We start from the raw sequence: 25,375 nt of genomic DNA on the forward strand, positions 1-25,375 counted from the left end.
GGTCAGGACTCGTCGCGCACGATGTCGAGAGCCCTCCGCAGGTCATCGGGGTAGTCGGTGGAGAACGACATCCACTCGCCCGAACTCGGGTGCTCGAAGCCGAGTGACACCGCGTGCAGCCACTGCCGCGTGATGCCCAGCCGTGCGGAGATCGTCGGGTCGGCGCCGTACATCAGGTCGCCCACGCACGGGTGGCGCAGCGCGGCCATGTGCACCCGGATCTGGTGTGTGCGGCCGGTCTCCAGCTTGATGTCGAGCAGCGAGGCCGCCCGGAACGCCTCGATCGTGTCGTAATGCGTGACCGACGGCTTGCCCCCGGCGACCACGGCGAACCTGCCGTCACCGGACGGATGCCGGTCGATGGGCGCGTCGACCGTGCCCCTGAACGGGTCGGGATGGCCCTGTACGAGCGCGTGGTAGCGCTTGTCGACCGTACGCTCCTTGAAGGCGCGCTTGAGGTGGGAGTAGGCGTTCTCGCTCTTGGCCACGACCATGGCGCCGGTCGTGTTGGCGTCGAGCCGGTGCACGATGCCCTGCCGTTCGGCCGCGCCGCTGGTGGCGACCGTGTGGCCGGCGCCCAGCAGGCCGCCGATCACGGTCGGTCCCGTCCAGCCGACCGTCGGGTGGGCGGCCACCCCGATGGGCTTGTTGACCACGACGATGTCGTCGTCCTCGTACACGATCGCCATGCCGGGAATCGGCTCGGCGACCGGCATCGGCATGCTGACCGGCGGCGGGAGCGTCACGTCGAGCCAGGCGCCGGCATGCACGCGGTCGGACTTGGCGGGCGCCCGGCCGTCGACGAGCACCTCGCCCGCGACGATCAGCTCGGCGGCGCGGGTGCGGGAGAAGCCGAACAGCCGCGAGATCGCGGCGTCGAGCCGCTCACCCTCCAGCCCGTCGGGCACGGCCAGACTACGCTGGTCAGCCACGCTTGCCCTCCCTGGTGCCGTCGATCTGGTAGCCCCGCCAGGCCAGGATGACCGCGAGGATCCCGCCGCACACGATGGCCGAGTCGGCCACGTTGAACACCGGGAAGTAGTCGATCACCGGGAAGTGCCCCGGCAGCACCTCGATCCAGTCGACCACGTGCCCCTGGAACTGGACGGACCTGCCGATGCCGGAGGGGTAGCGCAGCAGCCGGTCGGTCAGGTTGCCCAGCGCCCCGCCGAGCAGCAGCCCCAGCGTGATCGCCCACGGCAGGCTGCGCATCTTGCGGGCCGTACGGAGGATCGCGACCACGACGCCCGCCGCGATGAACGTGAAGATGATCGTCATCCCGGTGCCGATGCTGAAGGCGGCACCGGAATTGAAGATCACCCGGAGCTGCAGCACATCCTGGATCACCACCAGGGGCGCCTTGCCCTCGAGCGTCCGCAGCACGATCGTCTTGCTGATCAGGTCGGCCGCGTAGATCACGACCGCCAGCACGACGAGAACGGCGAAGAGGCGGCCGCGCCGTCCCTCTACCGGCGCTCCTCCCTCTGCTTGCAGGTCACGCACAGCGTCGCCCTCGGGAAGGCCTGCAGGCGTTCCTTGCCGATCGGCTTGTGGCACGATTCGCACACTCCATAGGTCCCTGCGTCGATCCTGGCGATCGCACGTTCGTTCTGCGCGACCAGGTCGCGTGCATTCAGGGTAAGGGCGATCTCGCGTTCGCGCTCATACGTCTTGGCGCCCGCGTCCGCCTGGTCGTCACCCGCTCCCTGGGTGACGTCACCCGAGGCGATCTCCGACTCATGGCGAAGAATGTCGGTGTTGAGCTCGTCGATCTCGCTCTGCAGCTGGCCGCGGACCTCGGCGAGCTCCTCCTCCGACCACATCGGCGGTGTAGCGGTCTGCGTGACTGGCGTCATGGTGCTACCTCCAGGCTGAACCAAGGCCGTAAATGGTGCGGGCAGCTTAGGTCTCCCATAACAGAACAGCAAACGACCCGCCGGACGATTTACCTCTCCCGTACTATCCCGCCTCGCCGGTTCAACTCCTCCACTGCCGTGTCCGTTCCCACAACTTTGTCGGGTTTTACGAGTTCGCTACCTGCTCCCTGCAAAGCCGGAAGCTTTGCGGTCCACTCTGCGTTATCGTGTGAAGCTGCAAGGCGTTGATGGGGCCCGACTGTGAGGGATATCACCCCGGAGCCGCCGGAAGAACGGCTCTCGCGAGCTCACTAGACCCGGCCGCAGCACAATGAAGAGGGCCTCACTCGAGGTCAAGAAGGGTGGTACCGCGGAGCCGCAGGGCTTCGTCCCTTCACGCCGACCTGTCAGCCAGTGATCGCGTGGAGGCCCGCCCGAGATGTCTTCCCCTTCTTTCCGCCCTCTTCCCGCGCAGGTCGACCTGCCCGCGCTCGAGCGCGAGGTCCTCGACCGCTGGCGGGACGGGAAGATCTTCGAGCGCTCCGTCGAGCAGAACGACGGCAACCCCTCCTGGACCTTCTACGAGGGCCCGCCCACCGCCAACGGCCTGCCCGGCGTCCACCACGTCGAGGCCCGGGTGTTCAAGGACCTGTTCCCCCGCTACAAGTCGATGCGCGGCTTCAGCGTGCCGCGCAAGGCGGGCTGGGACTGCCACGGCCTGCCGGTCGAGGTCGGCATCGAGCGAGAGCTCGGCCTCACCGGTAAGAAGGACATCGAGGAATACGGCATCGCGGAGTTCAACGCCAAATGCCGCGAATCGGTGCTGCGCCACGTCGACGCCTTCGAGCAGATGACCGAGCGGATGGGCTACTGGATCGACCTGTCCACCGCCTACCGGACCATGGACCCGTCCTATATCGAATCGGTCTGGTGGTCGCTCAAGGTCATCTTCGACAAGGGCCTGCTGTTCAGCGACTTCCGCATCACGCCCTACTGCCCGCGCTGCGGCACCGGCCTGTCCGACCACGAGCTGGGCCAGCCCGGCGGCTACGAGAACGTCTCCAGCCCGTCGGTCTACGTACGCATGCCCGTCACCTCCGGCCCGCTGAGCGAGCTCGGCGCCGCCCTGCTGGTGTGGACGACGACGCCGTGGACGCTGGTCTCCAACACCGCCGTGGCCGTACACCCCGACGTGACCTACGTAGCGGCCCGCACGGCGGACGGCGAGGTGCTGGTCGTCGCCGAGCCGCTGCTGTCGGTGCTCGGCGAGGGCGCGACCGAGGTGGCCCGCTTCACCGGCCGCGAGCTGGAGCACACCTCCTACGCACGGCCGTTCGAGCTGGTCGACATCCCCGGCGCCCACTACGTGGTGCTCGGCGACTACGTGACGGTCGAGGACGGCACCGGGCTGGTCCACCAGGCTCCGGCGTTCGGCGCCGACGACCTGGCCGTGACCAAGCGCTACGACATGCCGGTCGTCAACCCGATCGGCCCCGACGGGCGCTTCCTGGACGACGTGCCGATGGTCGGCGGCCAGTTCTTCAAGGACGCCGACGAGGGCCTGACCGAGGACCTGCGGGCCCGCGGCCTGCTGTTCCGCGGCGGCCACTTCGAGCACAGCTATCCGCACTGCTGGCGCTGCCACACGCCGCTGCTCTACTACGCGCTCCCCTCCTGGTACATCAGGACCACCTCGGTCAAGGACCAGATGCTGGCCGAGAACGCCAAGACCAACTGGTACCCCGACACCATCAAGTGGGGCCGGTTCGGCGAGTGGCTGCGCAACAACGTCGACTGGTCGCTGTCGCGCTCCCGCTACTGGGGGACCCCGCTGCCGCTGTGGGTGTGCACCGCCGACGAGTCCCACGTGACGTGCGTCGGGTCGATGGAGGAGCTGGGCACGCTCGCCGGCCGCGACGTCTCCGCGCTCGACCCGCACCGCCCGTACGTCGACGACGTCACCTTCCCCTGCCCGTCCTGCTCGGCCGAGGCCCGCCGGGTGCCCGACGTCATCGACGCCTGGTACGACTCCGGGTCCATGCCGTTCGCCCAGTGGGGCGCGCGCGGCAAGCCGGAGGGCGTCTACCCGGCGCAGTTCATCTGCGAGGCGACCGACCAGACGCGTGGCTGGTTCTACTCGCTGATGGCCGTGGGCACGCTGGTGTTCGGCCAGTCGTCCTACGAGAACGTGCTCTGCCTCGGGCTCATCCTGGCCGAGGACGGCCGCAAGATGAGCAAGCACCTGGGCAACGTCCTGCAGCCCATGCCGCTGATGGACGAGCACGGGGCCGACGCGCTGCGCTGGTTCATGGCCTGCGGCGGCTCGCCGTGGGCGGCCCGCCGCGTGGGGCACAACGCCCTTGAGGAGATCGTCCGCAAGGTCCTGCTGACGTACTGGAACACGGCCTCCTTCTTCACCCTCTACGCCAACGCCGAGTCGTGGACTCCCGACCGCCTGGCGCAGGCGACCCCCGCGGCCGAGCGTCCGCTGCTCGACCGCTGGGCGCTGGCGGAGCTGCACAGGACGGTGGCCGAGGTCACGGCCGCGCTGGACGAATTCGACACCCAGCGGGCCGGGCGCCGGCTGGCCGAGTTCCTCGACGATCTGTCCAACTGGTACGTACGCCGCTCGCGCCGCCGGTTCTGGCAGGGGTCGGCCGACGCGTTCGCGACGCTGTACGAGTGCCTGGAGACGGTCACGCGGCTGATGGCGCCCATCGCGCCGTTCGTCACCGACTACCTGTGGGACGTGCTGCGCGCCGACGGCGCCCCCTCCTCCGTACACCTGGCCTCGTGGCCCGCCGTACGGGACGACCTGCTCGACCCCGCGCTGTCGGAGCGGATGGCCCTGGTACGGCGCCTGGTGGAGCTGGGCCGCTCGGCCCGCGCCGCGTCGGGCGTCAAGACCCGCCAGCCACTCGGCCGGGCCCTGGTCGGCGCACACGGCTGGCCCGCGCTCCCGCCGGAACTACGTGACCTGATCGCCGACGAGCTGAACGTCCAGGCTCTCGAGGACATGTCCGGCTTCAGCGCCGATCTCGTGTCCTACACCGTCAAGCCCAACTTCCGGGCCCTCGGCAAGCGGTTCGGCTCGCAGACCAAGCTGGTGGCGGCGGCCGTCGGCACGGTGGACGCCGCCACGCTGGCCCGCACCCTCCGCTCCGGCGCCTCCACCACGGTGGAGGTGCCGGAACTGGGCACGGTGTCGCTCGGCCCCGACGACGTGATCGTCACCGAGCAGCCCCGCTCCGGCTGGGCCGTCGAAACCGGCGCCGTCGACACCGGCACCGGCGAGACGGTGGCGCTCGACCTGGAGCTGACGGACGAGCTGCGCCAGGCCGGCCTGCTGCGCGAGGTCATCCGCCTGGTGCAGGAGGCCCGCAAGTCGACCGGCCTGGCCATCACCGACCGCATCTCCCTGTGGTGGTCGGCCTCCGACCCCGCCGTGGCGCAGGCGCTGCGGTCGGGGTGGCAGGTGGTGGCGGACGAGGTACTCGCCACGACCGTCACGGAGGCCGTCGAGGACGGGGTGCCGTCACACTCGGACACGGACCTGGGTCTGACGTTCCAACTACGTCGCGCCTGACACCCGACCGAGCCGTACGTCGTGGGACGCGCCATGCGGGCGCGTCCCATTCGGCCGGCGGACGCGCGGGCCGGTAAACCCGCGGTCGCGCAGCCGACACACTCACCGGTCACTCAGACAGACCGACTCGCGGTCGGTCAGCTGACGGACTCGCGCTCGTGCTGGCAGACGGAGCAGCTCGTCAGGCCGGCCGACTCGGCTTGTGTGATCGTCATGGTCTCCACGCCGGTTTCGCCCGCGCCCCGGATGAGGGGGCAGGCGGTGCTGTGGTAGCGGCGGGTGCCCACGATGACCTTCACGGTCGCCGACCGTCCGGTCTTCGCCGCGCCTTCTCCGTCGGACTTGCCCTTGGCCGTCGTTTCCTTGGCAGGAGCGGTGTCTCCCCTGCCTGGAGTCTCCTCGCCGGACGCGGCGCTGCCGGACTTGGCAGCGGCACTGTCCGGCTTGGCGGGCGCGGGCTCAGACGTTCTGGCCGCTGCCTTGGCGCTCTCGGCCGCTTTGGCGCTTTCAGCCGCCTTGGCACTCTCAGCCGCCTTAGGGCTTTCAGCCGCCTTGGCACTCTCAGCCGCCTTGGCGCTTTCGGCGGACGTGCTCTCCGCAGACGTAACACCCGCAGCGGGCTTCGCCCCGGACGGGCGCGCCCCGCTCGTAGGCTCGGCGCGCTCTGGCCTGGACGTCGCCCCGGAGGCGGGTCCGGACTGCACGGGCATGATCACGGTCCCGCCCACCGATTCGGACCGCTCTCCCTTGGCCCCGGACGCCGCGCCCCCGGCCCCGGGACGCTCGGGCTTGGCCGCCTGCGAACCCGATTCGGGCCTGCCAGGCTTGGCTCCTTCGGGCCTGCCAGCTTTGGCACCGGTTTCCTGCGGACCACTACCGGGCCCGCTAGCCCCACTACCGGACCCGCCAGCCCCACTACCAGGCCCGCCAGCCCCGCTGCCGGACTCGGGCCGCTGGGGCTTGCCGGACGCGCTCGGCCCCTTAGGCAGAGGGCCCTGAGGCTTGGCAGCCGACTCGGCCGACGAGGCGGGACGCTCGGGCACCGCGGTGGGGCGCTCGGACGGGCCCGACGACTGGGGCCGACCGGCCTTGCCCGATGCGGAACGCTCCGGTGCGGCATCGCCCGGCTGTATGGCACGCTGAGGCGCCGTCGCAGGCCCCGAGTCATCGAGGTCCGGGGCGGCATCACGATCCCGACCAGCACGCTCAGCGGCTCCACGGTCCTGACCAGCGCGCTCGGAGGCACCACGGTCCGGGCCGCCACGGCTCTGGTCTCGAGTCCCTGCGGCGAAAGCCGACGGACGCTCTCCGGACCCACCGGCTCCAGGCTTGCCGGGCGCCTCGGGCTTACCGCTCCCGGGCTTACCGCTCCCGGGCTTACCGGACGACGGTTGGTCGCCCGTGGCCTGCCCCGCCCCGGACCGGCTCGACGATGGCTGGCCGCCTCTGGACGGACCGGAACCGGGCTGCCCGGACGACGGCTGACCGCCCCTCGACGGACTCGCCCCGGACTGGCCGGACGATGGGTGGTCGCCCCTGGACGGGCCGGACGGCGGCCGATCGGACCCGGGCTGGCCGGACGGCGGCATGGTGGTGATGTAAGGGGCGAGCCTCGGGCCTGCGGAAGGGTCGGCGGCCGGGGGTTCCGTGCCGGGCCCCGGAGTGGCGGGCTTTCGCGTGCCGCTCGACGGGGCGGGCTCCGCCGGGGGGCGGGCGAACCATCCGGTCGGCTCGGCCGGGTCCGGGGCGGGGGTGGAAGCCTTCGAGTCGGGCTTCGGCTGGGCCGCACCGGCGGACACCGGGGGGCGCAGGTCGCGTGTGGGCCCGGGCGCCTCGGCCCGGAGGTCCGCGGGGACCCTGGGAGCCGGCGAAGGCTCGGAGCCGGGCTTGGGGGTGACGGCGGGCTCAGGGCCGCCGGGCTTGGGGGTGGCAGCGGGCTCGGGGCCGGCGGCAGGCGGCAGCTGCCGTCCGCCGAGCGCTGCGTCCGGCAGGCACGCCGTGCAGGGCGTGAAGCCCTCCTCGCGCGCCTCCTCGTACGTGAGCTCCTCTTGATCCCGTCCGATCAGCTGGCGGCAACCCGGGACGTGGTAGCGCTTGCGCCCGGGGATCACCAGGACCAGCGCGTCCGGGGAGATGCCGCGCACCGCGGGACGGCGTTGCGCCGGTGCGGTGACCGTCTGCTGGAGCGTCGGTGGACGCGGCGACGGCGGCGCTCCCAGGGGGGCACCCATGGGGCCCTGCTGGGTCTGGCCGTGCGGCAGGCCGACAGGCGTGAGCCCCACCGGCGGGGTGGCCGGCGCAGCGGCCCGCCCACCACCGGGAAACAGCTCGTGACGCCGCAGCAGCGCCCCGATCACCAGGAACAGCGCGGACAGCACGCTGACCACGATGGACCACATGATCAGGAACGGCTTTGCCAGAACGAAGCCCGCGATCAGCAGAACAACCGCCGCGAGCACCAAACCAGCACTGATTAGGATCACAAAGGGCTCTTTCGAGTGACGGGTCCAGTTGACCCGCTACTTTACCGGCGGTCGTTGTGCGGACCGTCACCGCCGGGGAAAGCGCCCTGCGGGGATTCACCGCCGAAGGGGTTGGGACCACCGGGCAGAGGCTGCTGACCACCCTGAGGCACCGCGTGCGACATGGCCGGAGCAACCGCCGAAGGACCGCCGCCCGTCATGACGGGGAAGCCACCGCTGCCTTCCGCGGAGACGTTCAGCTCGGCGAGCTGGTTCTCCAGGTAGAGCTTGAGGCGGCTGCGGTATTCGCGCTCGAAGCTGCGCAGCTCCTCGACCTTGCGCTCCAGCTCGTCGCGGGTCTGGACGAGGGAACCCATGGCCTGACGGTGACGCTCCTGCGCGTCGCGCTCGAGCGTCTCGGCGCGGGCGCGGGCGTCGCCGATGACCTGCTCGGCCTGGCGGCGAGCCTTGGTCAGGATCTCGTCGGCCTCGCGGCGGGCGCGGGTGACGGTCTCGTCCGCCTCGCGGCGGGCGTCGGAGATCGCCTGGTCGGCGGTCTGCTGGGCCAGCGCGAGCACGCGGGCCGCGGTGTCCATGTTGTCCTCGGCCGGAGGCATGTTCATGACGGGGACCGGCTGGGGCTGCTGCTGCGGCTCGGGGGCCCGCATGGGCTCCGGCTGCGGCGGCGCCATCATCTCCGGCTTCGGCTGCTCCTGCACCGGCGCGGAGGCCATGGGCATGCTCATGCCCCCGGGCACCTTCCCGCGCAGGCACTCGGCCAGCTTCGCGCGGAGCTCCTCGTTCTCTTGGATCAGGCGGTCAAGCTCAGCCTCGACTTCGTCGAGGAAGGCGTCGACCTCTTCCTCGTCGTAGCCCGGCCGTAGCCGGGTGGTACTGAACTGCTTGTTCCGCACATCAGCGGGCGTCAGCGGCATCTTTTGGTCTCCTTGGCGCGCTTGGAGTCTGTCCGGAGGGACGGTTAACCCGAATCACTTCAGCGCGGACACGAGTTGGATCACGACCGGGGGAACACGGCCCTCCGTCACCGCGCGCCCAGTGATCCAACGATCTGGATCAAGATCAGAACAACGATGAAGAGGACAGTGAAGCTTAGGTCAAAGGCCACCGTACCCAACCGGAGCGGGGGAATGAAACGGCGGAGGAACTTGAGAGGTGGGTCGGTTGCGGTGTATGTGGCCTCGGCAAGCACCAGCACGACGCCCGAGGGGCGCCACTGCCTGGCGAACGCCTGAACCGTCTCAAAGATCATCCTGCCGATGAGCAGCACCAGATACAGAGACAGGACTACGACCAAGATCTGACTTACGATCCCCACGGCCTGGCCGCGCCTCCACTTCTGATGCGCCCGCCCGGCCTCGGTGAGACCGGGTTGGGTGCGATAGACATACAGAGACTCTAACTCTGGTTGAAGAACCCGCGTTCCGCGATTCGAGCCTTGTCCTCGGCGGTCACCTCGACATTGGCTGGGGACAACAGGAACACCTTGTTGGTAACACGTTCAATGCTGCCATGTAGGCCAAAGACCAGACCTGCCGCGAAATCGACCAGGCGTTTTGCGTCGCTGTCAACCATCTCGGTCAGGTTCATGATGACCGGGGTGCCGTCGCGGAAGTGCTCGCCGATCGTCCGGGCCTCGTTGTAGGTCCGGGGATGGAGCGTGGTGATGCGCGCCAGATCGGTCGTACGGCGCTCCAGGACGGTCGTGGATGGCCTCGGCGCGGGGACCCCTGCATCGGGCTCATCGTCGCGGTCCTGGACCGCTACGGCCCGCTCCTCGCCGGTTCGCGGGGGCTCATCCTCGTAGGCGTACTCGTCCGGGTAGGTCTCGTACCTCTCGTAGCGGTCGTCCTCCACGAGACCGAGGTAGACCGCCATCTTGCGCATCGCGCCGGCCATCGCTACGTCGTCCTCCTGCTCATGGTCGCACTCGCTCGGGCCTGTCGCCGGGTCCGAGGCGGCAGCCGTACCCCCTTGGAGCTCACCGCTGATCGACCTCTACTGGGTAGTGGCGGGCCTGTAAGACCCACTTGACGGGACATTACCTGACGAAGGGCTTGCGACGACCGAGCAACGCCGTACCGACCCGAACGTGTGTCGCGCCATGCGCGACGGCCGCGCCGAGGTCATCGCTCATGCCCGCCGACAGCATCGTGGCATGGGGGTGGCGCTCCCGTACGGCGGCGGCCAACTCTCGCAGCCGGGCGAACGCCTTGCCCGGCTCCTCGCCCAGCGGCGCCACGGCCATCACCCCGCCCAGCCACAGGTGCGGAGCCGCGGCGATCAGGTCGGCGAGCTCGGGCACGTCCGCGGTCCTGGCGCCGCCTCTGGCCGGGTCGTCGTCGAGCGCCACCTGTACGAGGCAGCCGACCTGGCGCCCCTGCTTGCCGGCCTCGCGGCTGATCACCTCGACCAGCCGGGCCCGGTCGACCGAATGGATCACGTCGGCGTAGGAGACCACGGAACGGACCTTGTTGGTCTGCAACTGGCCGACGAAGTGCCAGGTCAGCGGCAGGTCCTGGCATTCGCGCGCCTTGGGGGCGGCCTCCTGGTCGCGGTTCTCGCCGACCTCGCGGACGCCGAGCTCGCACAGGAGGCGGACGTCGGAGGCGGGGTAGGTCTTGGTCACGGCGATCAGGGTGACCTCGGCGCGATCACGCCCGGCCGCCCGGCACGCCTCGCCGATCCGCTCCTGCACCTCCGCCAGCGCGGCCGCGATCTCATCCCGCCGCGTCCGCCGTCTCTGGTCCGCACTCACGCTCACGTCCACCTCTTCGTTCGGCTCGTGTGTCTCTGTGCCGCAGGCGCGCCTCCCGTGTGGTGCGGCACTCTTCTTTCCAGTACGGCAAGCCCGGTGGGCCCCACCCGCCGCACGGGGCCGGGGGCCTCCAGGAAGACGGCCGCTGACCCCGCACGGGGCCAGCCGCCGTGACGAGGTACGTGAGTTCGATCACTCCGGCACCCCGGGCCGACGCGATGAGCGACTCCCCGAACCGGCCCCGAACGCGGCTGCGCCGCTCCATTCCCCCGGTGAGGCCCGTGAAGGCCGGTGAGGAAGGAGCGGCGGAGAGTCGGGCTACTTGAGGAAGTCGGGGACGTCGAGCTCCTCCTCCTGCTCTTCGAAAACCACCGGACGGCGTTTGGCGGGCTCCGACATGCGGGAGGTGATGGGCGTGGGCGGATTGGTGGGCTCGGGCGTGGGGCGAGGGATCGAGACGGGGCCGGAGGGCTCGTCGGCGATCGCCTCGTGGACCGGCTCGGGCGTGTTCTCCACCGGGCGCACCGGCTCGGGCCGATGGTCGGCTCGGAAGTCGGACCGGTGGTCCGGGCGAGGCGGTTCGGGGTGGAGGTCGGCGCGGGGCTCCGGCCTGAAGTCGGGACGCGGTTCGGGACGGGCCTCGGGGCGCGGGTCGAACCGCTGCGGCGCGGGCTCGGCCTTCACGCTGGGCACGCTGGGCCGTACCGGCGACGACACGGGCGGGGCCGCGGGCGCGGCGGCCGGCCGGCTCTGCGGACGCGGCAGCGGCTTCTCCACCGGCGGCGGCACGTCGTCGAACCCGGCGGCGATCACGGTGACCCGCACCTCGTCGCCGAGCGCGTCGTCGATGACCGTACCGAAGATGATGTTGGCGTCGAGCGCGGCCGCCATCGACACGAGCTGGGCGGCCTCGTTGATCTCGAACAGGCCGAGGTCGGAGCCGCCGGCGATCGACAGCAGCACGCCGTGAGCGCCGTCGATGCTGGCCTCCAGCAGCGGGCTGGAGACCGCCATCTCGGCCGCGGCGACCGAGCGGTCGTCACCGCGCGCGTGGCCGATGCCCATCAGCGCCGAACCCGCGCCGGACATGACCGACTTGACGTCGGCGAAGTCGAGGTTGATCAAGCCGGGCGTGGTGATCAGATCGGTGATGCCCTGCACACCGGACAGCAGCACCTGGTCGGCCGCCTTGAACGCGTCGAGCACGCTCACCTGCCGGTCGGAGATCGACAGCAACCGGTCGTTGGGAATCACTATCAGGGTGTCGACCTCGTCGCGCAGGGTCTCGATCCCGGCCTCGGCCTGGGAGGCCCTGCGGCGGCCCTCGAAGCTGAACGGCCGGGTCACTACTCCTATCGTGAGCGCGCCGAGCGATCTGGCGATGTTCGCCACGACGGGCGCGCCGCCGGTGCCGGTGCCGCCTCCCTCGCCCGCGGTCACGAAGACCATGTCGGCCCCCTTGAGGACCTCCTCGATCTCCTCACGATGGTCTTCGGCCGCCTTGCGCCCCACATCGGGGTTGGCGCCGGCACCCAGCCCGCGCGTGAGCTCACGGCCCACGTCGAGTTTGACGTCGGCGTCACTCATCAGCAGCGCCTGGGCGTCGGTGTTTATCGCGATGAACTCGACGCCCTTGAGTCCCTCCTCGATCATCCGGTTGACGGCGTTCACTCCGCCGCCGCCAATGCCGACGACCTTGATGACCGCGAGGTAGTTCTGCGGTGCTGCCACGACGAGGGGCCTTTCCGCTCGTTGACTTGCCATTTCGGTGCGGATCGTCTCCGCGTTCGCTTGCTTCGTTAACTCTCAACCTCAAGTTGAGATTCAGATTTATGTCAACCTGAGGATTGATACGGACAGTAGGAGTTACGCTCCAGGCGGGTCAACTAACCGCGCCGCAAGCACGTCCGGCGTGTCGCGGGCTGTCCGTTTCGCTCCGTCGTCACGCCTGGTCGGGTCCTCCTCTGCCACGCGCCGTGTTAAGGCTCTCACGCCGGGACCCCCATCCCGGACAGGCTCGGCCATCGTCCGGCGGCACGTTTGGCGCACTTTGACGGGCGCGTCGCCCTTTATGCGACGCATGTCCCCTAGGACGCCCCAACCCCACCCGCGGATCACGCCGGTGGCGAAACCCGGCCTCGGCCCCAGCGGCTCCCGTGACGGCGCTGGAGCCGGGCTCACTTGAGCGTCACCACGTCGGGTGAGCTCACGTCATAGACGTCGGCCTTGCGCCGCAGGAGCGTCGCCAGGATGCGGGCCTTGTCCGCGCCCCGGTCGGACCCGCCCCAGACCACGCTGCGGCCGTCGGAGAGCTCCAGCGACACGCCCTCGGGTGAGGAGGCGCGGACCAGACGTACCTTGGCGGCGAGATCGTCGGGCAGCGACTGGATCACCTGGAGCGCGGCCATGGTCGTGGGGTCTCCGGCGGCCGGGCGGTCCAGCTTGAGCGTCGGCAGGCCGGGCGGGACCATGTCCTTGATCTCGATGACGACGCCCGTCTTGTCGATCAGCGCCGCCTTCCCCCCGGCCGTGACCGCGGCGACCGGCTCGCGCTCGACCACCTCGATCCTCAGCGTGCCCGGCCAGACCCGGTCGACCTTGGCCGAGGCGAGCTGCCTGATCTTCATCACGCGGCCCTCCACCCCGGCGAGGTCGACGGTGGCCAGCGGGTGCAGCTGGGGCACTCCGGCCTGCTGTTCGATGCGCTCAGCAGGCACTGTGACATTTCCCACGATGTCGATCGAACGTACGCCGAGCACAGGTGAGAAGAACACCAGCCAGGCGGCGGTGCCGACCACTCCGGCGGTCAGCAGTGCCAGGAAAGCGTCGCGCGCCTTCATCGCCCTCCCAAGGTCACCCGCCTCGCGCAACCGACACGCCGTGCGCCACCGAACCTACGCCGCCCACGGCCACCACCGACGGCGCCACGCCAGAACCACCACCGGGCCGACCACCCACCGGCCGGCCGCACACGGGCCACCGGCCGGGCGGGAGCACGGACCCTGAGGGACCGCGGTGTCATCCGGCGGAGAGCTCCGCGAGGATCTGCGGGCCCAGCTCCGTCACGTCGCCCGCCCCCATCGTCAGCACGATGTCGCCATCCCGGGCCCGGCCCGCCACCAGGGCCGGCACGGAGGCGCGGTCCGGAGCGTAGACCACCTGCGAGGCGGGCAGCCGCACGCGGCCCGCCACCATGGCGCCCGAGACGCCGGGCTCGGGGTCCTCACGGGCCCCGTAGACGTCGAGCACGATCGCCTCGTCGGCCAGCCCGAGCGCCGTCCCGAACTCGTCGGCGAAGAACCTGGTGCGCGAGTAGAGATGCGGCTGGAAGACCGCGATGACCCGCCCGCTGCCCGAGTAGGAGGCCACCACGTCACGCGCGGCCCGCAGGTCGGCGGCCAGCTCGGTCGGGTGGTGGGCGTAGCTGTCGAACACCGCGACCCCGGCCGCCTCGCCCTTGGCCTCGAAGCGCCGCTTGGCCCCGGTGAAGGTCGCCAGCCCGTCTCTGATCTCCTCGAACGGCAGCCCCAGCGCCACGGCCACGGCGACCACGGCGGTGGCGTTGAGCGCGTTGTGCGCCCCGGGGACGGCCAGCCTGACCTCGCCCATGCCCTCGATGGTGAACGTAGTGCCGAACCCGTCGGGCCGGACATCGCTCACGCGGTAGTCGCCCGTCTCGCCGTACGTGATGACCTTGAGGCCGCGCGCCCGCGCCACGTCGGCGAGCTCCGCCGCGCCGGGGTCGTCGGCGCAGACGATCAGCAGCGACCCGATGCGCTCGGCGAAGCGGGCGAAGCTGTCGTGCACGGCCCGCGGATCGCCGTAGTTGTCGAGGTGGTCGGCCTCGACGTTGGTCACCACGGCGATGTCGGGCGCCAGCATGAGGAACGAGCCGTCGCTCTCGTCGGCCTCGGCGATGAACACCTCGCCCGACCCCTCGTCGGCCCCCAGCCCGGTGGTGACGAGCTGGCCGCCCACGCAGTAGGACGGGTCGGCGCCGCACTTCTCCAGCGCCACGGTCAGCATCGAGGCGGTGGTGGTCTTGCCGTGGGTGCCCGCGACGGCGACGCCGGTGCGCCCGGCCATCACGGAGGCGAGCGCGGCGGCCCGCGGGATGATCCGCAGCCCCTGCTTGAGCGCCTCGCCCAGCTCGGGGTTGGAGTCGCGGATCGCGGTGGACACCACCACGGTGTCGACGTCCCTGATGTGGGAGGCGGCGTGGCCGATGTGCACGATCGCACCCAGCTCGCGCAGCTCGCTCACCTGCTCGGTGCTGCGGGCGTCACTGCCGGACACGCGCACCCCGCGCTTGAGCAGGATGCGGGCGATCCCTGACATCCCCGCGCCACCGATGCCGATGAAGTGCACGCGCCCCAGCTCTTCTGCGGCGACGGGATCGACCAGTTTGACGAGACTCATCGGGCTATCTCCAACACTTTCCTGGCCAGAATGATATCGGCGTCCTTCCGCCCGAGTCTGGAGGCGGCCTCCGACAGGGCCACGACCCGCTCGGGACTGTGGAGCACCGGAAGGACGTTGCGGACGATCCAATCAGATGACAGGTCGGCGTCGCCGACCACGAACCCACCGCCGCCCGCGGCGATGCGCTCGGCGTTGATCCGCTGCTCGCCGTTGCCGTGCGGCAACGGCACATAGGCGGCGGGCAGCCCGACCGCCGTGAGCTCGGCGCAGGTCAGCGCGCCGCTGCGGCACAAGGCGAAGTCCGCGGCCGCGTACGCGAGATCCATGCGATCGACGTAGGGCAGCAGGACGTATTGGGGGTCACCCGGCGGCGGCTCGCGCTCGACGGTGTTCTTGGGGCCGATCACGTGCAGCACCTGCACCCCCGCCGAGCGCAGGATGGGCGCGGCGGCCAGCGCGGCCTCGTTGAGCGACCTGGCCCCCTGGGAGCCGCCGAACACCAGCAGCGTGGGCCGGTCGGTCTGCAGCCCGAACCAGGAGCGCGCCTTGTCGCCCATCGACAGCCGGTCGAGCGAGACGATCTCGCGGCGCAGCGGGGTGCCGATGTATTCGGCCTTGCCCAGCACGTGATCGGGGAAGCCGGTGAAGACGTGGTCGGTGAGCCGGGCGCCCAGCCGGTTGGCCAGGCCGGGCCGCGGGTTGGCCTCGTGTACCACGATCGGCAGGCCGCGCCGCTTGGCCGCCAGGTAGGCGGGGGTCGCCACGTAGCCGCCGAAGCCCACCAGGACGTCGGCCTGGACCCGGTCGAGTATCGCCGCCACCGCGTTGACCGCCCCGGCCAGCCGTCCGGGCACGGTCAGCAGCCGCGGCGTGATCGCCCTCGGCAGCGGCACGGCCGGCACCAGCTCGAGCTCGTATCCTCTGGCCGGGACCAGACGGGTTTCGAGCCCGCGTTCGGTGCCCACGCAGGTTATGCCGATGCGCTGGTCAAGATGGCGCAGCGCGTCCGCAAGGGCGAGAGCCGGCTCGATGTGCCCGGCCGTCCCGCCACCGGCGAGGACCACCCTCATGTCGGTCACTCCCTAACGTCTCACTCGGCCTTTGGTCGTTCCCCCCAGGCCAAGCCAGCTTAGGGCCCGTGCGGCCGGTCCGGGGCCACGAGCCGCCAGAGCCTCACGCGCGCCCGGCTCGCGTTTCGCGAAGGACAACAGCATCCCCAGGGCCGCGAGAGTGGGCAACAGCGCCGACCCCCCGTAGGAGACGAGCGGCAGCGGGATGCCGGTGATGGGCACCACGCCGAGGACCGCGCCCATGTTGACGATGGCCTGACCGACGATCCAGGCCACGATGGCGGCGGCGGCGAGCCGGACGAAGGAGTCCTTGACCCGGGAGGCGACCCGCAGGCCCGCGTAGCCGAGCAGCCCGAACAGCACCACCACGATCAGGGTCCCCATCAGCCCGAGCTCCTCGCCGAGGATGGCGAAGATGAAGTCGCTCTCGCCGTGGGGCAGCCAGCTCCATTTCGCCCGGCTGCTGCCCAGGCCGAGCCCGAACCAGCCGCCGGAGCCCATCGCGATCTGCCCCTGCACGGCCTGGTAGCCGTCGCCCTGCGCGTCGGCCCACGGGTCGAGGAAGGCGCCGATGCGCGCCATACGGTACGGCTCCACCTTGATCATGATCAACGTGGCCAGCACGGCGAGCGACAGGATGCCGCCGAACAGCTTCACCGGCGCGCCCACCACCCACAGCAGCGACAGGAAGACAAGGAACAGCACCAGCGTGGTGCCCAGGTCGCGGCCGAGCATGACCATGACGGCCAGGAGCACGGTGCCCGGCATGAGCGGGATCAGCAACTGCCGCCACTCGATGCGGCCGTGCCGCGCCCTGCGGGCCAGCAGGTCGGCTCCCCACAGCGCGAGGGCCAGCTTGGCGGGCTCCGACGGCTGGATGCTGTACGAGCCGATGTCGATCCACCGCTGCGCGCCCAGCTGGGACGTGCCGATGAACAGCACCATGACCAGGCCGATGAACGACAGCGCCATCATCGGGTAGCCCGCCCAGCGGAAGAACTTGTGCGGCAGCCGCGAGCAGGCCCACATGAGCAGCACGCCCAGGCCGGCCGACAGCGACTGCTTGGCGAACCAGGTGAACGGGTCGCCGGTCTTCACCATCGCCTCGATGCTGGAGGCCGACAGCACCATCATCAGCCCGAGCGCGAGCAGCAGCCCGCTGCAGCCGAGGATGAGGTAGTAGGTCGTCAGCGGCTTCTCCAGCAGCTCCTTGACCACGGCGAGCTGGTCGCGGATCCAGCCGATCGGCCCCTCGACCGCGCTCTGCGGTGGCCGCTCCGGAGCCTGCGGCGTGGTGGTCGTGCTCACGTGGCCGCCTCCAGGCCGCGTACGGCTCGCGCGAAGGCCTCCCCTCGGGCCGGGTAGTTGGCGAACATGTCCAGCGACGCGCCGGCCGGGGACAGCAGCACGGTGTCCCCTGGGGAGGCGAGCCTGGCGGCTTCGGTGACGACACGGTCCATCGCACCAGTGTCTTGGGCGGAGATGTCCACGACGGGGACATTCGGCGCGTGTCGCGCCAGAGCTTCCGCGATCCGGGCGCGATCCACGCCGAGCAGCACGGCGCCGCGCAGCCGAGGCGCCGCCCGGCGTACCAGGTCGTCGACGTCGGCGCCCTTGAGCTGGCCGCCCGCGATCCACACGATCGAGGGGTAGGACGACAGGGCCGCGGCGGCGGCGTGCGGGTTGGTGGCCTTGGAGTCGTCGACGTAGTCGACCTCGCCGACCCGCTCGACGTGCGCCATGCGGTGCGGGTCGGGCACGAAGTCGCGCAGGCCCTGCCGTACGGACTCGGTGGGGACGCCGAGCGTGCGGGCCAGCGCGGCGGCGGCCAGCGCGTTGGCCACGTTGTGCGGCGCGAGGGGGCGCACGTCGGCGAGCGTCGCGAGCTCCTCGGCGGACTCGGCGGGGTTCGGCACGAACGCCCGGTCCACCAGCAGGTCCTCCACCACGCCGAGCTGGCCCGGCTTGGGCGAGAGCAGCGTGAAGCCGACCTTGTCCGGGTAGGGCGCGGCGAGCCGGGTCGCCTCGGGGTCGTCGGCGTTGTAGACGACGGTGCCCGCGCGTTCGAAGATGCGGCCCTTGGCGGCGGCGTAGGCCGCCATCGAGCCGTGCCAGTCGAGATGGTCGGGCGCCACGTTGAGTATCGCGGCGGCGTGCGGGGCGAGCGTGCTGGACCAGTGCAGCTGGAAGCTCGACAGCTCGACGGCCAGCACGTCGTACGGCTCCGCGACGGCTTCGACCACGGGCACGCCCACGTTGCCCACGGCCAGCGCCTTGCGCCCGGCGGCGAGCAGGATGGAGGTGAGCATGCGCACGACGGTCGTCTTGCCGTTGGTGCCGGTCAGCGCGAGCCACGGAGCCGCCTGGGCGGGCCGCAGCCGCCAGGCCAGCTCCACCTCCCCGACCACCTCGACGCCCGCCTCCAGGGCGGCGGCGATCAGCGGGTGGTGCGGCGCCCAGCCGGTGGTGACGAGCCGGGTGACGCCTTCCGGCAGCTCCATCGGGCCGAAGCGCACCTCGACGCCGAGCCCGGCGAGCTCGGCGGCCACGGCGCGCCGGCGTTCGTCCTCGGCGCCCTCGACCACGACGACGGGCTCACCCCGCGCGGCGAGTACCCGCGCCACGGCGGTGCCCGACACGCCGAGCCCGGCCACGCAGGTGAGGGTCATTACTTGGGCATCCATTCGACGTAGAACAGGCCGAGCCCGAGGGCCGCGCACAACATGGCGATCAGCCAGAAGCGGACCACGATCGTGGTCTCGGCCCAGCCCTTGAGCTCGAAGTGGTGCTGCAGCGGCGCCATCCTGAACACCCGTTTACCGGTCATCTTGAAGAAGCCGACCTGAATGATCACCGACATCGTGATGATCACGCACAGCCCGGCGAGGATGATGAGCAGCAACTGGGTGCGGGTGGTGATGGCCAGCCCGGCCAGCACGCCGCCCAGGGCCAGCGAGCCGGTGTCGCCCATGAAGATCTTCGCGGGCGGGGCGTTCCACCACAGGAACCCGATCAGCGCCCCGAGCACGGCCGCGGCCACCACGGCCAGGTCGAGCGGATCTCGTACCCAGTAGCAGTTGGGGCCGAGCTGGTCGATGCAGTTGTTGCGGAGCTGCCAGTTGCCGATCAGCACGTAGGCGCCCAGCACCACCCCGGTCGCGCCGCTGGCCAGGCCGTCGAGGCCGTCGGTGAGGTTCACCGCGTTGGAGAAGCCGACGATCATGATGAGGACCCAGATGGTGAAGCCCACGAGGCCGATCGACGGCGGCCCGAAGTCGCGCAGGAACGACAGCCGGGGCTCGGCGGGGGTGATGCCGTAGACGTTGGCCTGCCGGGTCACCAGCACCGCGAAGATCGCGCCGACGACGAGCTGGCCGAGCGCCTTGGCGCCGCTGCGCAGGCCGAGGCTGCGCTGCTTGTAGATCTTGATGAAGTCGTCGAGGAAGCCGACCGCGCCGAGCCCGGTCATCAGGAACAGCACCAGCATCCCCGAGGCGGTCGGCGGCGCCAGTGTGGCGAGGTGGGAGGAGCCGTAGGCGAGCAGCGACGCCAGCACGATCACGGTGCCGCCCATGGTGGGCGTGCCCCGCTTGGCGTTGTGCCCTGACGGGCCCTCCTCACGGATCTCCTGGCCGTAACCGCGCCGGGAGAACAGCCGGATGGCCAGGGGTGTCCCGAGCATCGAGAGGATCAACCCCACCGCACCGGCGATGATGATGTCGGTCACTGCCTGGCCCCCCCGAGCAACAGCTCGGCCGTCCGCTCCAGGCCCATCGCCCGGGGCCCCTTGACCAGCACCGCGTCACCCGGACGCAGCCATCCGGCCAGCTCGGCCGCCGCCGCGGCGGCGTCGGGCACGTGCAGGATGCGCGTCTGCTGCGGGTGCGCGGGACCGCCCACGGGGAACGGGGGCCCGCCGGCGGCGGGCGGGAACGGCGGTGCGCCCGCGAGCGGTGGGCCCGCGGCGGAGGCCTCCTGGGCGGCCGCGTAGGCGCCCTGCAGCACCGGCTGGGCGTCGGGGCCGGCGACGATGAGGCCCGCCAGACCCGAGCCGCCCGCCAGGCGGCCCAGTTCCTCGTTCAAAGAGTCGCTCTCCTCGCCCAGCTCGCGCAGGGCGGCGATGACGGCGAAGCGGCGGCGGCCCTTGCCGAGCACGCCGAACGCCTCGAACGCGGCCCGCATCGAGTCGGGGTTGGCGTTGTAGGCGTCGTTGACGACCGTGACCCCGTCGGGCCGGTCGGTGACCTCCATCCGCCACCGGCTGACCGGCGTGGCCTCGGACAGCTCCGCGGCGATGGTGGCGACGGGCAGGCCGAGCTCGTAACCGGCCGCGGCGGCGGCCAGGGCGTTCTCCACGGCGTGCGCGCCGTACAGCTTGAGCCGGACCTGTCCGGAGCCCGAAGGGGTGCGCAGCGTGAACGAGGCGCGCCCGCGTTCGTCGACGGTGACGTCCTCGGCGCGGATCGCGGCGGCCTCGGACCGGCCGAACAGCGTGACCCTGGCCTCGGTGCGCGAGGCCATCTCGAGGACCAGCGGGTCGTCGGCGTTGAGCACGGCCACGCCGGTCCGCGGCAGCGCCTCGACCAGCTCGCCCTTGGCCTTGGCGATGGCCTCCTTGCCGCCGAACACGCCGATGTGCGCGGTGCCGACGTTGAGCACCACGCCGATCTGCGGTGGCGCGATGCGGGCGAGGTCGGCGATGTGGCCGATGTTGCGGGCGCTGAGCTCCAGCACCAGGTAGCGGGTGTCGGCGTCGGCCCTGAGCACGGTCAGCGGGTGGCCGAGCTCGTTGTTGAACGAGCCGACGGGCGCGATGGTCGGCCCGATCCGCGCGGTCAGCCTGGCCAGGAGGTCCTTGGTGGAGGTCTTGCCGGCCGAGCCGGTCACGCCGATCACGGTGGCCTGGGGCAGCGCGGCGACGTGGGCCCTGGCCAGGTCGGCGAGCGCGGCGGCGGCGTCGGGGACGATCACCGTGGGCGCCTCGACCGGCCTGGTGGCCAGCACGGCGACGGCGCCGGCCCGGATGGCCTGGGCGGCGAAGTCATGGCCGTCGACCCGCGCGCCCTTCAAGGCGACGAACAGGGATCCCGGTTCTACGCCCCGCGAGTCGATCACGACGGGACCGCGCACCACGGCGCGAGGGTCGGCCATGCCCGACAGGGCGCCCGAGGTTATCTCGGCGATCCTGGCCAGAGGCAACGGGATCATGCGTGCTTCCTGCTTTCCTTACGTGCGTCGATCGCTCCGGCGACCACTTCGCGATCGTCGAAGGGGATCACCTCGCCTGAAACGTACTGGCCCTGCTCGTGACCCTTGCCCGCCACGACGATCACGTCGCCGCGCCCGGCCCGGCCGATCGCCAGGTCGATCGCGGACGCGCGGTCGGGCTCAATGATCACATGAGCGCGGTCATGCTGCGGAACGCGGAGCGCTCCCTCCATCATCGCGGCCAGAATGTCCAAAGGGTCCTCGGAACGAGGATTGTCGCTCGTGAATATGGCCACATCGGCCAGCCGCGCGGCGGACTCGCCCATGACCGGCCGCTTGCCCGCGTCGCGCTCGCCGCCGCAGCCGAGCACGACGACCAGTCTGCCCGCGGTGACCTCGCGCAGCGAGCGCAGCACCGACTCGACCGCGGCGGGCTTGTGCGAGTAGTCGACGATCGCCTGGAACTCGTCGCCCGCGTCCGTGATGCGCTGCATGCGGCCGGGGACGCCGGTGAGCGTGCCGACGCCGTGGACCGCGGTCTGCAGCGGCACCCCGGCCTCGACGAGCGTGACGATCGCACCGAGGGTGTTGGCGACGTTGAACGGGCCGGGCAGCGAGATCTGCGCGTCGGCCTCGACGCCGCCCGGACCGGTCACCCGGAACGTGCTGCCGTCGGCGCCCAGCCGCACGTCGAGCGCGCGCCAGGCGGCTTCGGGCGCGCCCAGCGCGGAGAAGGTGGTCATCGGCACCTTCGCGATCGACAGCAGCTCGCGGCCGTAGGGGTCGTCGAGGTTCGTCACGCCCAGGCGGGCCAGATCGGGCTGGAAGAGCCTGGCCTTGGCGGCGAAGTAGTCGTCGAAGTCCTTGTGGAAGTCGAGGTGGTCCTGCGACAGGTTGGTGAACAGGGCGACGTCGTAATGGAGCCCGTCGACCCGGCCGAGCGCCAGGGCGTGGCTGGAGACCTCCATGGCCGCCGCGGTGACGCCCACCTCGCGCATGAGCGCGAACAGGCCGTGCAGCTCAGGGGCCTCAGGGGTGGTGAGCCGGGGCTCGAAGCAGAGGTCGCCCGCGCGGATCTCGACGCCGCCGACCAGCCCTGTGCTGTGGCCCGCGGCGCGCAGGCCGGCTTCGAGCAGGAACGTGGTGGTGGACTTGCCGCTGGTGCCGGTGACGCCGAGCAACTGGATGTGGTCGGCCGGCCGGCCGTACACCCAGGAGGCGACCTGCCCGAGCACGGCCCGGACGTCGGGCACGACGAGGACGGGCAGGCCGGTCGCGGCGGCGGCCGCGCGGCCGCCGGGATCGGTCAGGACGGCCACGGCGCCGCGCGCCATGGCCTCGGCGGCGAAATCGGCGCCGTGGGACTGATTGCCGGGCAAGGCCACGTAGAGATCTCCGCGCCGGACCTGGCGGGAGTCGATCGTGACACCGGTGAGCGGGGCATGTGGCGACCGCGACGTGCCGGAATCGGCGTCGAGCATGGTCGCCAGCCCGGTCAGCGGGCGGGGCGGACTGGTCGTTGGACGCATAGACGACGGGGGACGCACGGCGGCAGCGTACCTTCCCTGGTCACTGTCCCGCGCCCGCCCGGACCGCGGGCGCGGTCGAGCCGGTCGGCGGAATCTTCTTGCTCTTGATGGCGAACGTCATCACGTCCTTGAAAACGGGGGCGGCGACCTGGCCCCCGAAGTGGTCTTTCTTCGGATTCTGCAGCACCGACAGCACGACGAGCCGCGGCGCGTCGGCGGGGGCGAATCCGGCGAACGATGCCGTGTAGCCGTCGTAGCGGCCGAGCTGCGCGTCATAGCGGTTGGCCGTGCCGGTCTTGCCCGCCACCCGGTATCCGGGGATGGCGGCCAGTTCGCCGGTGCCTTCGGCGCTCACCGCGGTCTCCAGCATGGTGGTGATCTCCTTGGCGGTTCTGTCGCTGACCACCCTGGTCTTCTTACCGGGAGCGGACGGTACGAACCTGCCCGAGGCATCCGTGCTGCCCGCGACGATCTGCGGCTCGATCTTGACGCCGCCGTTGGCGATGGTCTGGTAGACGCTGGCCATCTGCAACGCGGTCACCGAAACGCCCTGCCCGTAGGCGATCGTGCAGCTCTGGCTGCCCGACCAGTTCTTGTAGTTGGGCAGCAGACCGGCCTCCGCGTTCGGCACGCCGCCGCCCGGCTGCGCGCCGAAACCGAAGGCTTTCAGCATCTGGTAGAGCCGCTCGCTGCCGACCTTGCGCGCGGCCATGATGGTGGCGACGTTGCTCGACTCGGCCACGGCCTGGCGGTAGGTCATCGGCTCCGGCTTGTGCGGGTGCGCGTCGTGCAGCACCCGGTCCGCGCACCTGATGTTGTCCTTGACCTGGAAGACCGTGTCGGGCGTGACGGCCCCGGCCTCCAGGGTGGCGGCGGCGGTGATCACCTTGTTGGTGCTGCCGGGCTCGAAGACGTCGGAGGCGGCCCGGTTGATGTACTGGGCGGCGGGGGTGTTGCGCCAGTTGTTCAGGTCGAGTTCGGGGGCGTTGGCCATGGCGATGATCTGCGCGGTGCGCACGTCCATGACGATGACCGTGCCGCTGCTCGCCGCGGAGTCGGTCACCTGCTTGGCCACCGCCTGCTGGGCGGCCCACTGGATGTCGCGGTCGATGGTCAGCCGCACGTCGGCGCCGTCGACGGGGACCGTGCGCTGGCTGCTGGTCATGGGGATGCGCTGGCCTTCACGGCCCGTCTCGACGCGCTGCTCGCCGTCGCGCCCCTTCAGCAGGGTGTTGCGCGCCTGCTCGATGCCGCCCAGGCCGCTCTGCTCGTCGCCGACGAACCCGATCAGGCTGCCCGCCAGGTCGCCTCCCGGGTAGACGCGGCGGTAGGTCTTCTTCGCGGTCAGCGCGGGCACGCCGGACTTGAGCAGGCGGCCAGCCACGACCGGGTCGACGTCTCTGGCCAGGAGCTGGTAGCGGGTGTCGACCCTGGCCAGCTTGGCGGCCATCTCCTGCGGGGTCCTGCTGAGCTGCGTGGCGAGCACGGCGGCGACCTTCGCCCGGACCGTGTCCTTGATCTTGGTGGGGTCGATGGCGATCTCGCGGGCCTCGACGGTGACGGCCAGCGCGTGCCCCTTGACGTCGGTGATGGTGCCGCGCTTGGCCGGGATGTCCTCGGTCTGCGTGCGCTGGCCCACGGCCCGCGCCTCGTACACCTTGGAGTCGAGGCCCTGCATCTGGATGAGCCTGCCGCCGAAGATCGACAGGATGAACGTCATGCCGATCAGGCCGATGTTGATGCGCCTGCGCGGGTTGCCCAGACGCAGCACGGGCGGCGGCTTGGGCGGGCGCGGCGGCGCGGGGGGCCTGCGGGGCGGCCCCCCGCCGCCGCGCCGCCCGAAGCTCTGCGCGCGCGTGCGCTCATCCTCACCGGTACGGCGAAGCCTGGCGTCGTCCCGGCGATCCTCGTCTCGGGAGCGCCGGACGTCACGGGGGGCTTCTTCGCGGGTACGGCGGAGCGGGCCGTCGTCCTGGCGGCCCCGGGACCGGTCGTCCCTGGCCTGCGGGACGCGGCCACCGGGGCGTTCGGCCTCCGGGCGCGGGCGTCCGGAGCGCTGGCGGGCACGGTCCTTGGCGGCGTCGTCCCCGTCGGGCCTGGAACGCCACCTCGGCCCGTCGCCACCCGGCCGGGGACGCCCGCCGGGCCCGTCCCCGCCGCCCGAGCGCGACCGCCCACGCGAACCCTCGTCCTCGCGAGAGCGCCCACGCGAAGCGTCACCATCACGAGGCCGGTCGCGCTCGTCGCCACGTGACCGGCTCCGCGGGCCGTCGGACTCGTCGCCGCGGCCGCGGCCGCGGCCGCGGGACCCGTCAGCCGGGTCCTGCGGGCGCCGGGCGCGGTCCTCCGCGTCGTCGCGGTCGTCGTCCCTGCCGAAAGGGCCGAAGGGGAGGTCCAACGGGTCTGGCTGCTTTCTCGGCTCTTTGGGTGGATTGTCGGGCCGGCCCGCCCCCTCCGAGCGAGCCG

19 protein-coding genes are annotated in these 25,375 nt (G+C 71.3%); 1 reads left to right on the forward strand and 18 read right to left on the reverse strand.

Going from position 1 to position 25,375, the window contains the following annotated elements:
• Positions 1 to 2: 2 nt before the first annotated feature.
• Genes AB0F17_RS09405 through AB0F17_RS09415 form a run of 3 tightly spaced genes read right to left on the reverse strand, consistent with a single transcriptional unit; the run spans position 3 to position 1,856 of the window.
• Positions 3 to 932 carry an RluA family pseudouridine synthase gene (locus tag AB0F17_RS09405; protein WP_358018870.1) on the reverse strand — a complete coding sequence of 310 codons (930 nt, stop codon included), beginning with the start codon at positions 930 to 932 and terminating at the stop codon, positions 3 to 5.
• Positions 925 to 1,503: a signal peptidase II gene (gene lspA / locus AB0F17_RS09410; RefSeq protein WP_358018872.1), complete on the reverse strand. Its 579-nt coding sequence runs from the start codon at positions 1,501 to 1,503 to the stop codon at positions 925 to 927. The genes AB0F17_RS09405 and lspA overlap by 8 nt, the downstream gene beginning before the upstream one ends.
• Positions 1,467 to 1,856 carry a TraR/DksA C4-type zinc finger protein gene (locus AB0F17_RS09415; RefSeq protein ID WP_358018875.1) on the reverse strand — a complete coding sequence of 130 codons (390 nt, stop codon included), beginning with the start codon at positions 1,854 to 1,856 and terminating at the stop codon, positions 1,467 to 1,469. The genes lspA and AB0F17_RS09415 overlap by 37 nt, the downstream gene beginning before the upstream one ends.
• A 439-nt stretch (positions 1,857 to 2,295) precedes the next feature.
• Between AB0F17_RS09415 and ileS the strand changes: the two genes are divergently transcribed.
• Positions 2,296 to 5,442, forward strand: coding sequence for an isoleucine--tRNA ligase (ileS, locus tag AB0F17_RS09420; protein ID WP_358018878.1), 3,147 nt, complete (start codon positions 2,296 to 2,298; stop codon positions 5,440 to 5,442).
• Positions 5,443 to 5,579: 137 nt separating this feature from the next.
• Here ileS and AB0F17_RS09425 read toward each other — a convergent pair whose 3' ends face one another.
• The 15 genes from AB0F17_RS09425 to AB0F17_RS09495 all read right to left on the reverse strand — a co-directional run bounded on the left by AB0F17_RS09425 (position 5,580) and on the right by AB0F17_RS09495 (position 25,307).
• Positions 5,580 to 7,925: a hypothetical protein gene (locus tag AB0F17_RS09425; RefSeq protein ID WP_358018881.1), complete on the reverse strand. Its 2,346-nt coding sequence runs from the start codon at positions 7,923 to 7,925 to the stop codon at positions 5,580 to 5,582.
• Between the two features lie 41 nt (positions 7,926 to 7,966).
• Positions 7,967 to 8,839 carry a DivIVA domain-containing protein gene (locus AB0F17_RS09430; RefSeq protein ID WP_358018883.1) on the reverse strand — a complete coding sequence of 291 codons (873 nt, stop codon included), beginning with the start codon at positions 8,837 to 8,839 and terminating at the stop codon, positions 7,967 to 7,969.
• A gap of 107 nt (positions 8,840 to 8,946) precedes the next feature.
• Positions 8,947 to 9,240, reverse strand: coding sequence for a YggT family protein (locus tag AB0F17_RS09435; RefSeq protein ID WP_214637662.1), 294 nt, complete (start codon positions 9,238 to 9,240; stop codon positions 8,947 to 8,949).
• Between the two features lie 80 nt (positions 9,241 to 9,320).
• The gene (gene sepF / locus AB0F17_RS09440; RefSeq protein ID WP_358018886.1) at positions 9,321 to 9,821 is read right to left on the reverse strand and encodes a cell division protein SepF; all 501 of its coding nucleotides are present in this window, start codon (positions 9,819 to 9,821) and stop codon (positions 9,321 to 9,323) included.
• A 142-nt stretch (positions 9,822 to 9,963) separates the two neighbouring features.
• Entirely contained in the window at positions 9,964 to 10,680 is a 717-nt protein-coding gene (locus AB0F17_RS09445; protein WP_358018889.1) for a YggS family pyridoxal phosphate-dependent enzyme, read from the reverse strand.
• 318 nt (positions 10,681 to 10,998) lie between these two features.
• The gene (gene ftsZ / locus AB0F17_RS09450; RefSeq protein WP_358018892.1) at positions 10,999 to 12,411 is read right to left on the reverse strand and encodes a cell division protein FtsZ; all 1,413 of its coding nucleotides are present in this window, start codon (positions 12,409 to 12,411) and stop codon (positions 10,999 to 11,001) included.
• Positions 12,412 to 12,857: 446 nt separating this feature from the next.
• Positions 12,858 to 13,520: an FtsQ-type POTRA domain-containing protein gene (locus AB0F17_RS09455; protein WP_358018895.1), complete on the reverse strand. Its 663-nt coding sequence runs from the start codon at positions 13,518 to 13,520 to the stop codon at positions 12,858 to 12,860.
• A 178-nt stretch (positions 13,521 to 13,698) separates the two neighbouring features.
• A complete protein-coding gene (gene murC / locus AB0F17_RS09460; RefSeq protein WP_358018898.1) occupies positions 13,699 to 15,099 on the reverse strand; it encodes a UDP-N-acetylmuramate--L-alanine ligase in 1,401 nt (466 codons plus the stop codon).
• The gene (gene murG / locus AB0F17_RS09465) at positions 15,096 to 16,172 is read right to left on the reverse strand and encodes an undecaprenyldiphospho-muramoylpentapeptide beta-N-acetylglucosaminyltransferase (RefSeq protein ID WP_358018901.1); all 1,077 of its coding nucleotides are present in this window, start codon (positions 16,170 to 16,172) and stop codon (positions 15,096 to 15,098) included. The genes murC and murG overlap by 4 nt, the downstream gene beginning before the upstream one ends.
• Before the next feature lie 12 nt (positions 16,173 to 16,184).
• Positions 16,185 to 17,417 (reverse strand): putative lipid II flippase FtsW, encoded by a 1,233-nt coding sequence (ftsW, locus tag AB0F17_RS09470; RefSeq protein WP_358019308.1) that lies wholly within the window; start codon positions 17,415 to 17,417, stop codon positions 16,185 to 16,187.
• Positions 17,418 to 17,476: 59 nt separating this feature from the next.
• Positions 17,477 to 18,841, reverse strand: a complete 1,365-nt coding sequence (gene murD / locus AB0F17_RS09475) for a UDP-N-acetylmuramoyl-L-alanine--D-glutamate ligase (RefSeq protein ID WP_358018904.1) — start codon at positions 18,839 to 18,841, stop codon at positions 17,477 to 17,479.
• On the reverse strand, positions 18,841 to 19,899 hold the full coding sequence (gene mraY / locus AB0F17_RS09480) for a phospho-N-acetylmuramoyl-pentapeptide-transferase (RefSeq protein WP_358018907.1): 1,059 nt from the start codon (positions 19,897 to 19,899) through the stop codon (positions 18,841 to 18,843). The genes murD and mraY overlap by 1 nt, the downstream gene beginning before the upstream one ends.
• On the reverse strand, positions 19,896 to 21,380 hold the full coding sequence (gene murF / locus AB0F17_RS09485) for a UDP-N-acetylmuramoyl-tripeptide--D-alanyl-D-alanine ligase (RefSeq protein ID WP_358018910.1): 1,485 nt from the start codon (positions 21,378 to 21,380) through the stop codon (positions 19,896 to 19,898). The genes mraY and murF overlap by 4 nt, the downstream gene beginning before the upstream one ends.
• Positions 21,377 to 22,909 (reverse strand): UDP-N-acetylmuramoyl-L-alanyl-D-glutamate--2,6-diaminopimelate ligase, encoded by a 1,533-nt coding sequence (locus AB0F17_RS09490; protein ID WP_358018913.1) that lies wholly within the window; start codon positions 22,907 to 22,909, stop codon positions 21,377 to 21,379. Before AB0F17_RS09490 ends, murF begins: the two co-directional genes overlap by 4 nt.
• 40 nt (positions 22,910 to 22,949) lie before the next feature.
• Positions 22,950 to 25,307, reverse strand: coding sequence for a penicillin-binding transpeptidase domain-containing protein (locus AB0F17_RS09495; RefSeq protein WP_358018916.1), 2,358 nt, complete (start codon positions 25,305 to 25,307; stop codon positions 22,950 to 22,952).
• Positions 25,308 to 25,375: the final 68 nt, after the last annotated feature.

This window comes from Nonomuraea sp. NPDC026600 (assembly GCF_040638335.1).
Classification (GTDB): domain Bacteria; phylum Actinomycetota; class Actinomycetes; order Streptosporangiales; family Streptosporangiaceae; genus Nonomuraea.

Coding starts and splice junctions, on each gene's coding strand:
- AB0F17_RS09415 (WP_358018875.1), bottom strand. CDS start 1,856: ATGACGCCAGTCACGCAGACCGCTACACCGCCGATGTGGTCGGAGGAG.
- ileS (WP_358018878.1), top strand. CDS start 2,296: ATGTCTTCCCCTTCTTTCCGCCCTCTTCCCGCGCAGGTCGACCTGCCC.
- AB0F17_RS09430 (WP_358018883.1), bottom strand. CDS start 8,839: ATGCCGCTGACGCCCGCTGATGTGCGGAACAAGCAGTTCAGTACCACC.
- sepF (WP_358018886.1), bottom strand. CDS start 9,821: ATGGCCGGCGCGATGCGCAAGATGGCGGTCTACCTCGGTCTCGTGGAG.
- AB0F17_RS09455 (WP_358018895.1), bottom strand. CDS start 13,520: ATGAAGGCGCGCGACGCTTTCCTGGCACTGCTGACCGCCGGAGTGGTC.
- murC (WP_358018898.1), bottom strand. CDS start 15,099: ATGAGTCTCGTCAAACTGGTCGATCCCGTCGCCGCAGAAGAGCTGGGG.
- murG (WP_358018901.1), bottom strand. CDS start 16,172: ATGAGGGTGGTCCTCGCCGGTGGCGGGACGGCCGGGCACATCGAGCCG.
- murD (WP_358018904.1), bottom strand. CDS start 18,841: ATGACCCTCACCTGCGTGGCCGGGCTCGGCGTGTCGGGCACCGCCGTG.
- murF (WP_358018910.1), bottom strand. CDS start 21,380: ATGATCCCGTTGCCTCTGGCCAGGATCGCCGAGATAACCTCGGGCGCC.
- AB0F17_RS09490 (WP_358018913.1), bottom strand. CDS start 22,909: ATGCGTCCAACGACCAGTCCGCCCCGCCCGCTGACCGGGCTGGCGACC.